Genomic DNA, 12,195 nt, shown 5'->3' with positions numbered 1-12,195 from the left:
TATTCGCCCGTTTCTCACAAATGGTTCATTTTACATAAAAATTTATTTATTACAATAAAAATATAATATATATTACAGAAAGGAGGACTCATAAAATGAACAAAGAAGACAAACTTTATGCTGAAAAGGTATTAAAACATCTCTTCCTAGGAGCACAAGTTGATGGATTGCAATTTGGTATTTCTCCAGTAACTATAAAGATTTATTTTACAGATTTTGAAGCTGCAGTTGATTATGATGGGCAATTACATATCAACATTGAATCGAAATGGTGTTTATTTAATACTCCACCTGAAAAATATCCATCTAATGAGGATGCATTTGACGATTATACTGAGGAAGAAGAATTTAAGAGAATATTTAAAATGAGAAGACAAAAAGTTACAGACATACAACTAGGTAAGGAAACTCCGCATTTAATTATTACATTTGAAAACGAGAAAATCATGTTTGTAAATGGTTTTCATGACTTTTATGAATGTTGGCAAGCTGGGGTCCAATGTGAGGAATGGCTTGTAGTTGCTGCACCTGAGAATAAAATCGCTATTTGGACTCCTGATGAATTTACTAATACATAAGATGTCAGAAATCACAATTGAAAAAGTATACCTTGCACAAAGGGCAACAGATTTACGTAAATCAATTGATGGACTAGCGAATGTTGTAAAAGAAGAAGTTGAGTTAAACCCCTTTCCTTCTTGTTTATTGATTTGAAACACTTTCCAATATCGATTTAAGTAATAAAGAAAAACTTGATAAAGTCTTGCCGTGGTCAACGGATTTACCGTTTAGATGCAGAGTGCCGAAAAAAAGTGAATTAAACAAAAAATGACTCCAAAATCAACTTTCATTGTATATTTGGGAGTTACTTTACGTTTACTTTTAAAATAAGAACTGTCTTTGAATATTTTCCTAAAATCGATTTTGAAATTAAAAATCACCTCGTTTTAACAGGAAAAAGTGGCATTTTTGTTATTTCTAATGTCCGCTAATACTTATTGCGTGATTTGGTTCCATTGCTACACAAACCCTAATACCCAACCTTAGCTTAATGGGCATGTATGGTGCCCCCTATTAGCGTCAACGAGAAGGAATAGACCTTGTAAAGAAACATTTATAATTCCACCGATACACAGAAAAATAAAAAAAGAATGATTCGGAATTTTTTTACGAATCATTCTCTTTTTATTTTGATATTTTAACATGCTGGATATGCATTAGAAGCCAAATAACGTTCTTTTATAATTTGACGATGATGAAGCTCATGACCAGCAATAATGTTTGCTAATGCAAGAACTGTGACTTCAGAATTGTTCGCAATTCCCCTTTGTAACCAAGCTTCTTTATCTAAACTTTTAAGCAAATGCATAGTAGATTGGCGAACAACTGTTAAATTCTCAAGAAGATCTTGCATAGATTGCTTATCAAAAGATGCTCTAAGAACATACATATCATCGTTACATCCAGGAAGTTCTGCTGTCTCGCCTCTTGCTATGGAAAGCAATCGATATGCCATAATACGTTCAGTATCCGCAATATGACCAATTACTTCTTTTATACTCCATTTATTAGGAGCATATCGGAAATGTCCCTCACTATCAGAAATATCCCTCAATAAAAGATTCGTTTCCTTCATTTGTTGCTCTAGAATATGTATGATATCTCCATCTGGTATTAAGTTTATGTACGTTGAATAATACGGGTTATATTCATTTGCTTCTGGTCTCTTTTGCATGCTTATCATCCTTTTTATTTTATCTTTATATACAACTTATCATAAATTATTATCATATTAATACGAAAATTTAAATTTTAAAACAAAAGGTCCCCATCCTATAGGATTACATTAACAAAGCGACTCATCCCCAAGCTTCCAACTAAACCATCTTCCATGCCCTTCTGTTTCCCCAACCGTTTCACAATATTCGTTTCCGTTAATATAATAATCAATATGAAGGTCCCGGTCCCACATGTTGTTATATAGGTGGAATACATCACGATTTGCACCGATTTCTTGCATTCGTTTTTCAAGCGTACGTTTCACATCTTCTGGTATTTGATTCGCTACATGTGTATGGAAAATACAAATCACCGCATCTTCCCTTATTTGATCTACAATGGCTGGGAGAAGCGCTACACCGTCTCCTTCAATTAATTGCACTGATTTTTCTTTTACAAGCGCTGCTGCTTGATCGAATAGTTCAAGTCTTTCTTTATGTTCTGGCCAAATAAGCGCACGTAACCATAAATAATCTTCGTCATCATTTAAATCATTCACATGTAAATCTAGTCCGATTCTTTCTACGACAGGTGGACTTTGTTTTAAAAAGGATGGCTTCTTATCCCCTTTTATTTCTGATTGTAAATGAACATTAGACTGTCTGTTTCCAAATACTTCTTCCGTTCCATATGAATAACGATATTGATCCCAAAACAGTTGTAATCCAGAACTTGTACCAATTTCAATTAACGCTAACGGTTTGTTCACTTTATTAAATATGTAACAGAAACTTGGATACAAATAGGCACATCGTCTTACTTCATTCGTTTGAACGAGTTTCGTTTGTAATAAAGTAATTATTTCTTCTCGATATACATGGCAAAAATCTTTAAATTGGTGAAAGGCATTTTCAAAATTTGTATCAGCATCTTCAACTAAACTATAATAATACCTTTTTAAACTGTGTTCTTTTCCTTTTAACAATAAATAATGGACTGCACCTAATAATAAGTTTGGGATTGGTTGACCAGGTTGTGCGTAGGAAGCTAACGTAAGAACTTCCTCATCTTCAGAAATTTTTATTGATAAATACTCGTATAAATCACTTGATCCTTTACATTCATTCACAGAAAAATTTCGAAATAAGTTTGCGATTTGTTCTTTTGTAAGCATTGGTATCCCTCCTGTTTTATTTTCAGAATAATCTTACCATTGATTTGTTATTTATTCTATTTCTTCAAATTAGATGTCACAAACACAGATTCTTACAAATTTCCAAAGATAAAACATAAAAATAAAAGTATTAGTAAATTTTTTTGAGATAACATCAAACTGGAATTCTTCTCCAAATTCCGCTTTACTACAATGCTTTTTACCCTTATGACAGAAGAATTCTATGAAATAAAACGTTAAATAGTTTAAAATTATCAGATAACACTAGATATTTTAGTCTATTAATTATTATAATAGACTATGAGATGGTTATATAATTGAGACAAAAAAGATAGATTCCTAGGTGGGGCCTAGGCGGTGTTTACTTTTTACGGCTTAGAAATAAAAACACCTTTTCTTTTTTGCCAATATAGGGGATGGAGAGATTATCATGAGCAACATGCAGCAAAAAACAGACGTTATCTTAATTGGCGCTGGAATTATGAGCGCAACGTTAGGATCATTACTGAAAGAATTGGCACCTGAATGGGAAATTAAAGTATTTGAAAAACTCGCAAATGCCGGAGAAGAAAGTTCTAACGAATGGAATAATGCCGGTACAGGACATTCTGCGCTATGTGAGCTTAACTATACATCCGAAAAATCTGACGGATCTATAGATATTGGTAAAGCTGTCAAAGTAAATGAGCAATTTCAACTTTCAAGACAATTTTGGGCGTATCTTGTAAAGAGAAACCTAATTCGTAATCCACAAGATTTTATTATGCCACTGCCTCATATGAGTTTAGTGCAAGGGAAAAAAAATGTAGAGTTTCTAAAAAACCGTTTTGAAGCGCTTTCAAAAAATCCTTTATTCGAAGGAATGGAATTTTCTGATGCTCCTGATACATTAAAAAAATGGCTTCCACTCATTATGGACGGCCGTAACTCTAATGAACCAATGGCTGCAACGAAGATTGATTCTGGAACAGATGTTAATTTCGGTGCGTTAACGCGCATGTTGTTTGATTACTTAAAAACTAAAAATGTCGAGCTAAACTACAAACATAGTGTTGAAAATATTAAACGTACGAAGAACGGTTTGTGGGAAGTAAAAGTTCACGATATGAATAGTGGCAAAATCGAACATCATACTGCGAAATTCGTCTTTATCGGCGGCGGTGGCGGTAGTCTACCTCTACTTCAAAAGACTGGTATTCCTGAGTCAAAACATATTGGAGGATTCCCAGTAAGTGGACTATTTATGGTATGTAAAAACCAAAAAGTTGTAGAGCAGCATCATGCAAAAGTATACGGAAAAGCTAAAGTTGGTGCTCCACCAATGTCTGTACCTCACCTTGATACAAGATATATAGACAACAAAAAAGCTCTACTGTTTGGACCATTTGCAGGCTTCTCACCTAAATTCTTAAAAACTGGTTCAAATCTTGATTTAATCGGCTCTGTAAAACCGAATAACGTCTTAACGATGTTAGCAGCAGGTGTAAAAGAGATGGGATTAACAAAATACTTAATTCAACAAGTTATGTTATCACACGAAAAACGTATGGAAGAATTACGTGAGTTTATTCCGAACGCGAAAAGTGAAGATTGGGATATTGTAGTTGCTGGACAACGTGTGCAAGTAATTAAAGATACTGATGCTGGTGGTAAAGGAACACTTCAATTTGGTACAGAAGTTGTTAGTGCATCTGACGGATCAATCGCTGCGTTACTTGGTGCTTCTCCAGGTGCTTCTACTGCTGTTCACGTTATGCTTGAAGTATTAGAAAAATGCTTCCCAGAACGTATAGTAGCATGGGAGCCAAAGATAAAAGAAATGATCCCTTCTTATGGCATGTCACTAACGGAAAATCCAAGACTGTTCCAGGAACTTCACGCTTCAACAGGACGCACACTTGGGTTAAATGAAAAAGAAGCTGTGCATAATTAATGAATAGATTTTAAAAACGACATAATAAAAACGTCCGATATATTCGGACGTTTTTTTACTTTGTATAACGAAGAAATATAGTGAATGAAATTATATCGGCGATTTTCAAATCATATCGACTTACCGACAAAAAACGACATATATTCAACTATCAAACACTATTAAAAATTATATTTATCAATATTATCCTTCGTAAATACAACTCGTTCTGGCAATACGATTATACCGTTTCCTTCTGCCTCATAATCATACCCTTGAATAGAGTTTGGTTCTACTTTCACTTTCCCGATTCCTTTTACTTCGAAGCTATCCCCTACTTTTAATTTTTTCCCTTTTACAACAATTTCATTTGCAATATACGTTGCGAGTGCACCTTGTTGTTTTACATCCCATAATCCGAATTGTTGTACCGTTCCACGTTTTACATAATCACGCATAACGTTTGGTGTCGAAAATCCAGTTACGACTACTTTTTTATCCATTTTTAAATTCTCTGCTGCTTGTGCCATTGCTGGAAGTGCCGTTGCATCTGGACAAATGACTGCGTTAATATCCGGATACGTTTTTAAAATACTCTCCCCGACTGATAAAGATTTTTGTGCATTATTTTCACCATATTGCGTCGTTACAATTTCCCAGTTCGGATATTTCTCTTTAATAATCTCTTTCGCCTTCGTTACCCATTGATTTTGATCTGTTACAGTCGGGCTTGAATAAAAAAATGCTACTTTTCCTTTATCTCCAATTTGCTTAGAAGTCATTTCAATTAATAAGTTTGCAAGTTGTTCTGGTGTACCTTGGCTAATATAAAACGAACGGTCTTTCGGATTCACATCAGAATCCCACGTTAATACGGTCACCCCTTTTTTCTTTGCGCGTTGTAATGATTGTGAGAGACCATCAACTGACGTAGATGAAACCATAATCGCATCGTAGTTTTGATTAATGAAATTGTTTATATATTTTACTTGCCCTGATACACTTGCCTCAGACGGTCCATCATACTTCACTTGTACGCCTAACTTATCTCCCATTTCTTTTGCACCTTCACCGCCCGATGTGAAGAACCCAACCCCTGTTAATTTCGGAATGAATGCAAATTTTACATCATCTGCTTTTTTCTTATCCGCTGTTTGACTAGAACAAGCGATTAAGCCGATTAAACAAATACACATAATAATAACAATCCCCAGTTTTTTCTTCATGACATTTCCCCCTTATGCAAATTCCTTCTTTTCCCCGTAGTGAATCGTTGTAATTTAAAATGTCTCATAATAACAGAAACAATAAGGATAATACCAATTACTACATTTGATTGTTCATTCGTTAAGCCGGTCATTTGCAAACCGTACTGCATGAGTCCTATAAAAATACTCGCTAGTACTGTCCCAATAATACTCCCTTTTCCGCCTGTAATAAGTGTCCCGCCTAACACAACTGCCGTAATTACTGGCAAAATCGTTTCACTTCCAATATCAGCACGAGCGGAACCAAAATATGCAGTTAAGAAAGCTCCTCCTAATCCACCTCCTAACCCTGAAAGTACGTAAGCAATAATAACTACTTTCTTCGTTCGAATCCCGGAATATTTCGCCGTACTTTCATTTGCGCCAGTTAATTTTGCGTGGCGACCGTATGTTGTACGGTGAAACAATATCGTAAATACAATCGTTAATATGACAAGTAGCCATAATAAATTAGGAATCCCTATAAAACTACCATTTGCCAGTTGCACATACGTATCCGGCAAACCACTTATCCCTTCATAACCAGCGGCTCCTGATCCTCCTGAAATAACAAGGGCGATTCCTGCATATAAAAACATCGTTCCAAGTGTTACGACAAGAGGTTCTACATCTGTCATTTTAATAATGAGGCCATTTAAACCGCCCGCTATACAACTTATTACAAGAGCAACGATAACGGCTAACAGTATAGGCATACCATTCATCCAAAGGGCTCCGATAAGAATCGAAGTAAGCCCCATAATTGACCCTACTGATACGTCAATTCCGCCTGTTACAATGACGAATGTCATCGGAATAGCCGCGATTGAAATAATGAGGAAATCATTCATACTAAAAAGGAGATTACTAATGTTTAAAAAATCACTATTTATGAAACTAAAGAGAATGAATTCTACGAGGAGCAATAAGAGAAGAACGCCTTCCCATCTATACAAGCTACGTATTCCTTTCATAGGTTCACCCTCCTTTCTTCTAGTTGCCGGAGTTTCTTCCATTTTTTTAATACACTATCTAATATGATGATGAGTAAAAGTAAAAATCCTGATATAGCACTATTCCAAAATGCAGGTATTTTTAAAAAGACGAGTGAACTGCTTATCACTTCTAAAAATAACGCACCTAGCGCAGCTCCAAATATAGAACCTGTTCCTCCTTTTAAATGAATACCGCCCAAAACAGCTGCTGCGATAACTTGTAGTTCTATCCCTGTACCTGTTTGATTTGGAACGAATCCAATATTCATGACAAATATACACCCAGCGAGCCCGGCGCTTATGCCCGATATGATGAAAGCAAATATTTTCACCTGATCTACAGGTATTCCAATTAGTCTTGCGCCATCTTCATTATCACCTACCGCATAAAAATATCTTCCAATTTGGACTTTCATTAAAAAGAAATATAGTAGTAGTAATATGATAAGAACGGTCCATACCGTTATCGGAATACCGAGTATCATAATAGAAGAAATTTGTTTATACTCATTAGGTATATCTTCAATCCACTTTCCGCCCGTGAATATTAACATTGCTCCTCTAATAATCCCGAGCATTCCTAATGTCATAATAATAGCTGGTACTCGAAACTTCGTAACGCCAATCCCGTTTACCAGACCAATTAGTGCGCCAAGTATAATTGCCGCAAATATTGAAATAAAGGTACTGTATCCATCTGTTAACAACATCCCACAAACCGCTGCACTTAATCCCATACTAGATCCTACTGATACATCTATATTTTTCGTAAACAATACGAAAGATTGACCGATTGCCAAAATCACTAAAATAACGCTAGATTTCATTATTAAAGATAAGGAACTAAACTGAACAAAACTAGGGTTCATTACTCCAACGAAAGCTATGTATAGAAGTAATAAAATAATAATAGACGTCTCATGCATTTTAAATACACGTTTCACTCCGTTACACCTCCCTTTCCTCCATACGCAAGGCGTGTAACTTCATCTATACTTACTTCCTTCTTCTCTATATGAGAGACAAATTCTCCGTTTCTCATCACATATACACGATTCGCTAATTGAACGATTTCTTCCAGATCTGAAGAAATTAATATGATCGCAAGACCCTCTCTCTTCAAACTTTGTATAGTTTCGTATACTTCTAGTCTTGCTTTCGCATCAATACCCCGGGTCGGTTCATCAAGAATTATCACTTTCGGATTACATGCAAGATATTTCGCTAGCACTACCTTCTGTTGGTTCCCACCTGATAAAGACGTCATCTCTTCATTCATATGAGGGACAGCAATTCGAAACTGGTTTATAAACGAATTTGTTAAAGCGCTTTCTTTTTTGTTATTTAAAAAGAAGCTACTCGTACTGTTTAAAGATGCAGTCGTTATATTTTCTTTCACAGACGCAATTGAAAAAATTCCATTACCCGCTCGATCCTCTGGTACATACACCATACCTTCCTCTATTCGCTTCTGTATCGAATACTTTGTAATAGATTTCCCCTCTAATAAGACGGAACCTAATTTCAAAGGCATTAATCCAAATATTGATTCCGCTAGTTCAGTCCTACCGGATCCGACGATACCTGCAATCCCAACAACTTCTCCAGCGTGTACAGTAAATGATATATTTTGAAATGCATAACCGGACACATTCGTGACATCTAATATTTTTTCCGAATACTCTGTTTCCTCTTGGATGATCTCTTTCTTCTCCTCAAGTTTATATCCTTTCGGTAATAACCCCTCCATTAGCATGTCATATGTATAACTTGATACATCTCCTTGACTTACAATCATTCCGTCACGCAAAATCGCTACTTTATTCGCAATTTCAAAGATTTCTGGAAAACGATGCGTAATGTAAATCATGCCAATTCCTTTTTCTCTTAAACTTTTCATCAACACAAAAAGACTCTTAATTTCGTGAGTTGTTAATGTCGATGTTGGCTCATCTAAAATAAGAATCTCAGCTTCCCTTATTAATCCCCTCAATATTTCTACTAATTGTTGCTGAGCAATTGATAACGATAATCCTAGCTCATGAAGTTGAATGTTCCACCCTAAGTTTTCTAGTAACTTATTAATCTTATTTCGAAGCTCTTTCTTTTTCGCTTTCATTCCGATACAAATATTCTCTTCAATTGTCATATGCGGAAAGATAAGTGGCTCTTGTGGTATTAAATAAATACCACGATGATGCGCTTCTGCTGTGTTTGAAAACTGTTGTACTTCCCCTTTCACATACATCTTGCCTGAATCGTATGAATACAAACCTGTTAATATTTTCATTAACGTTGATTTCCCGGCACCATTTCCTCCAACTAAAGCGTATACATCTCCGCGCTCTAATTGTAAATTGACTTCTTTTAATACGAGTTGATCTGAAAAAGATTTACTCATCTTTGTAACTTGTAATAAGGGCACATTCTCCACATGATGTCACCTGCCTTTATGCAGAACATTTTTTGAGAAAATGATTTTTTGTTCTACTTGTTTTGTAGCATTGTATATTCCTTTTTTCATATCTAGAACACTTTTTTCACTGGGCTAATTATCGTTTCAACTGGAATAAACAAAATAACGAACACATATGTTTAAGCAGTGGTCAATTGTTGAAAGGGATGAAGAGAATGTCACAGCTGAACTTTGAAGAAAATTTGTTAACAAAAGTAGCATGGTATTACTATAAAGATCAACTAACGCAACAGGAAATTGCTTCACTTCTTCACATTTCAAGAAATAAAGTCGTTCGGTTGTTAGATAAAGCACGTACGGAAGGTGTCGTCACATTTCACGTAAAAGGTACTGGCTTACACTGTTTAAGCATTGAACGTGACCTTATGAAAAAATTTCATTTAAAAGATGCTTTCGTAATTCCAACGCCAACAGAAGACTATGCATATTCACTCGGAAAAGCTGCTGCACAATATTTAGAAACTCATCTGCAACAAGGAGATTTACTCGGCATTGGCTGGGGAGAAACGATAAGTAAAATGCTAGAAAACATTCATTTTGAAACTTCTATGAGTCTTTCAATCGTTACTCTTACAGGCGGTGTTAACCACTATATTCCGAGGAGGCAAAACTATTTGAACTACATGCAAGGGGAAATTCACATCATTCCTACCCCTTTTCTAGCATCCACAAACGAAATGGCACAAAGTATTCTATCAGAGCCAAGCGTGAAAGATATGCTTCACGTCGCTTCACTTGCACATACAGCAGTAGTTGGCATTGGAGGTTTATCTCAAGACGCCACAATTGTGAAAGAAGAAAAATTAACGCTTCATGAAATGACATATATACGTAGTCAGTACGGGGCCGGAGATATTTTAGGTCAATTTTATAACACTGACGGAAAACAATTAGAACTTCCCCATCATAACCGTCTTATCGGCACACCACTCTCTGTTCTTCAAAATATGAAACATGTCGTTGGTGTAGCTGGTGGCACTGAAAAGTTAGATGCAATATACGGCGCCTTAAAAGGAAAATTCATTCATACATTAATTACCGATGAAGAAACTGCCCTCTCCTTATTAAGAAAGGAAGGTGACTCTTAATGTCCTCTTTATTAGCTTACGATGCTGGTACAGGAAGTATTCGAGCAGTCCTGTTTGATTTACAAGGAAATCAGCTTGCAGTTAGTCAAAAAGAATGGGTCCATAAATCAGATCTTCGTTATCCTGGTTCTATGAATTTTGATGTGAAAGAAAACTGGAAGCTCGTTCAAGAATGTACGAAAGATGTTCTTCAAAAAAGTAATATGTCTCCCTCTTCTATTAAAGGTATAAGTGCAACGAGCATGCGCGAAGGATTTGTTTTATACGATAATAATGGGCAAGAAATATGGGCTTGTGCAAATGTTGATGGCCGCGCATCAGCAGAAGTTAGTGAATTAAAACAAATTCGTTCCGAAATTGAAGAAGATTTATATAAAAAATCAGGTCAAACTTTTTCGTTAGGCGCTTTACCTCGCTTGCTTTGGATAAAAAAACATCAGCCTGACGTATACGATCATATTCATTCTTTTACGATGTTAAACGATTGGATTTTATATAAATTGTGCGGCGTACTGCAAATCGATCCTTCAAACGGATGTACGTCCGGTATATTCGATTTACAAAATAGAGCTTGGGATAACTCGGTTGCTGAGCAATGTGGTCTTACTCTAACCTTTTCACCAAAAGTAAATGAGGCTGGTACAGTTTTTGGGCATGTCACAAAACAAAGCGCTGAATTAACAGGATTATATGAAGGAACACCTGTCGTTGCTGGTGGCGGAGATGCACAAATGGCATCGCTCGGAACTGGAATCGTAAAGCCAGAACAAACATTTATATGCGGGGGCAGTTTTTGGCAACAAGAAGTAAATATAACAAAATCAGAAACTGATCCAAATGCACTTGTTCGTGTAAATTGCCACGCTATTCCTAACCTATGGCAATACGAAACAATCGCTTTCTTCCCTGGCCTTGTTATGAGATGGTTTCGAGATGCTTTTTGCCAAGAAGAAAAAAAACTCGCTGAAAAACTCGGTATAGATGCTTATGAATTACTAGAAGAACAAGCAAAAGAAGTTCCTGTCGGCTCACACGGCATAATCCCTACTTTCTCAAATGTAATGAATTATATTTCTTGGCGTCACGCTTCACCATCCTTTTTAAATTTAAGCTTAGATGCTGATAAGTGTGGAAAGAAAGAAATGTTTCGCGCAATCGAGGAAAATGCGGCCTTCGTTACACTCGGCAACTTGAAATTAATAGAAGCTCTCACTGGTAAATCCCCTTCTGAAGTAATCTTTGCTGGTGGTGCCGCTAAAGGAAAGCTTTGGCCGCAAATTCTTTCAGACGTTCTTGGAATCCCAGTCAAAGTACCCGTTGTAAAAGAAGCAGCTGCTTTAGGTACGGCAATTGCTGCTGGAGTTGGCGCAGGCATTTATAAATCGATGGAAGAAACTGCCGAGCAATTTGTACAGTGGGAAAAAACGTTTGAGCCAAACGCTGAAAATCATGAGCGTTACAAAGAGTTCTTTGAAACATGGAAAACAGTGTATGAGAGTCAACTTTCTTTAGCCGATAAAGGGCTCACATCCCATATGTGGATTGCCCCAGGTGCACTGTAACTCATTACATAAAGGAGTGATT

The 12,195-nt window shown here is 36.2% G+C and carries 11 protein-coding genes; 5 read left to right on the top strand and 6 right to left on the bottom strand.

Translation table 11 applies throughout. The features are described 5' to 3' along the window. Positions 1 to 95: 95 nt before the first annotated feature. Positions 96 to 578: a hypothetical protein gene (locus tag ACTFQM_RS00925; RefSeq protein WP_427291972.1), complete on the top strand. Its 483-nt coding sequence runs from the start codon at positions 96 to 98 to the stop codon at positions 576 to 578. Continuing rightward, positions 559 to 714, top strand: a complete 156-nt coding sequence (gene tnpB, locus ACTFQM_RS00920) for an IS66 family insertion sequence element accessory protein TnpB (RefSeq protein WP_328054966.1) — start codon at positions 559 to 561, stop codon at positions 712 to 714. Before ACTFQM_RS00925 ends, tnpB begins: the two co-directional genes overlap by 20 nt. A gap of 484 nt (positions 715 to 1,198) precedes the next feature. Here the strand turns inward: tnpB and ACTFQM_RS00915 are convergent, their stop codons facing one another. Beyond that, positions 1,199 to 1,735: a DinB family protein gene (locus ACTFQM_RS00915; protein ID WP_440033138.1), complete on the bottom strand. Its 537-nt coding sequence runs from the start codon at positions 1,733 to 1,735 to the stop codon at positions 1,199 to 1,201. 111 nt (positions 1,736 to 1,846) lie between these two features. Beyond that, positions 1,847 to 2,893 (bottom strand): DUF2332 domain-containing protein, encoded by a 1,047-nt coding sequence (locus tag ACTFQM_RS00910; protein ID WP_440033137.1) that lies wholly within the window; start codon positions 2,891 to 2,893, stop codon positions 1,847 to 1,849. 430 nt (positions 2,894 to 3,323) lie between these two features. On the opposite strand from ACTFQM_RS00910, the gene ACTFQM_RS00905 reads away from it, so the two are divergent. Continuing rightward, positions 3,324 to 4,826 carry a malate:quinone oxidoreductase gene (locus ACTFQM_RS00905; protein WP_427291965.1) on the top strand — a complete coding sequence of 501 codons (1,503 nt, stop codon included), beginning with the start codon at positions 3,324 to 3,326 and terminating at the stop codon, positions 4,824 to 4,826. Between the two features lie 161 nt (positions 4,827 to 4,987). Here the strand turns inward: ACTFQM_RS00905 and lsrB are convergent, their stop codons facing one another. Genes lsrB through ACTFQM_RS00885 form a run of 4 tightly spaced genes read right to left on the bottom strand, consistent with a single transcriptional unit; the run spans position 4,988 to position 9,481 of the window. Then, on the bottom strand, positions 4,988 to 6,031 hold the full coding sequence (gene lsrB, locus ACTFQM_RS00900) for an autoinducer 2 ABC transporter substrate-binding protein LsrB (protein WP_440033136.1): 1,044 nt from the start codon (positions 6,029 to 6,031) through the stop codon (positions 4,988 to 4,990). Continuing rightward, complete coding sequence (locus ACTFQM_RS00895; protein WP_440033135.1) at positions 6,028 to 7,026, bottom strand: ABC transporter permease; 999 nt, start codon at positions 7,024 to 7,026, stop codon at positions 6,028 to 6,030. The genes lsrB and ACTFQM_RS00895 overlap by 4 nt, the downstream gene beginning before the upstream one ends. Beyond that, the gene (locus ACTFQM_RS00890; protein ID WP_440033134.1) at positions 7,023 to 7,991 is read right to left on the bottom strand and encodes an ABC transporter permease subunit; all 969 of its coding nucleotides are present in this window, start codon (positions 7,989 to 7,991) and stop codon (positions 7,023 to 7,025) included. Before ACTFQM_RS00890 ends, ACTFQM_RS00895 begins: the two co-directional genes overlap by 4 nt. Then, positions 7,988 to 9,481, bottom strand: a complete 1,494-nt coding sequence (locus ACTFQM_RS00885; protein ID WP_440033133.1) for a sugar ABC transporter ATP-binding protein — start codon at positions 9,479 to 9,481, stop codon at positions 7,988 to 7,990. Before ACTFQM_RS00885 ends, ACTFQM_RS00890 begins: the two co-directional genes overlap by 4 nt. Positions 9,482 to 9,678: 197 nt before the next feature. Between ACTFQM_RS00885 and ACTFQM_RS00880 the strand changes: the two genes are divergently transcribed. Together ACTFQM_RS00880 and lsrK are read left to right on the top strand one after the other, a co-directional pair. Continuing rightward, positions 9,679 to 10,611 carry a sugar-binding transcriptional regulator gene (locus ACTFQM_RS00880; protein WP_440033132.1) on the top strand — a complete coding sequence of 311 codons (933 nt, stop codon included), beginning with the start codon at positions 9,679 to 9,681 and terminating at the stop codon, positions 10,609 to 10,611. Then, complete coding sequence (gene lsrK / locus ACTFQM_RS00875; protein WP_440033131.1) at positions 10,611 to 12,173, top strand: autoinducer-2 kinase; 1,563 nt, start codon at positions 10,611 to 10,613, stop codon at positions 12,171 to 12,173. The genes ACTFQM_RS00880 and lsrK overlap by 1 nt, the downstream gene beginning before the upstream one ends. Positions 12,174 to 12,195: the final 22 nt, after the last annotated feature.

The organism is Bacillus cereus group sp. MYBK30-2 (assembly GCF_051915945.1).
GTDB lineage: Bacteria > Bacillota > Bacilli > Bacillales > Bacillaceae_G > Bacillus_A > Bacillus_A paramycoides.
This window is presented reverse-complemented; position numbering and strand designations above follow the sequence as displayed.

Bases quoted from the DNA above. Each gene is read 5' to 3' on its own strand.
- lsrK (WP_440033131.1), top strand. From the start codon at position 10,611: ATGTCCTCTTTATTAGCTTACGATGCTGGTACAGGAAGTATTCGAGCA.
- ACTFQM_RS00895 (WP_440033135.1), bottom strand. From the start codon at position 7,026: ATGAAAGGAATACGTAGCTTGTATAGATGGGAAGGCGTTCTTCTCTTA.
- lsrB (WP_440033136.1), bottom strand. From the start codon at position 6,031: ATGAAGAAAAAACTGGGGATTGTTATTATTATGTGTATTTGTTTAATC.
- ACTFQM_RS00915 (WP_440033138.1), bottom strand. From the start codon at position 1,735: ATGCAAAAGAGACCAGAAGCAAATGAATATAACCCGTATTATTCAACG.
- ACTFQM_RS00905 (WP_427291965.1), top strand. From the start codon at position 3,324: ATGAGCAACATGCAGCAAAAAACAGACGTTATCTTAATTGGCGCTGGA.
- ACTFQM_RS00925 (WP_427291972.1), top strand. From the start codon at position 96: ATGAACAAAGAAGACAAACTTTATGCTGAAAAGGTATTAAAACATCTC.
- ACTFQM_RS00880 (WP_440033132.1), top strand. From the start codon at position 9,679: ATGTCACAGCTGAACTTTGAAGAAAATTTGTTAACAAAAGTAGCATGG.
- tnpB (WP_328054966.1), top strand. From the start codon at position 559: ATGAATTTACTAATACATAAGATGTCAGAAATCACAATTGAAAAAGTA.
- ACTFQM_RS00910 (WP_440033137.1), bottom strand. From the start codon at position 2,893: ATGCTTACAAAAGAACAAATCGCAAACTTATTTCGAAATTTTTCTGTG.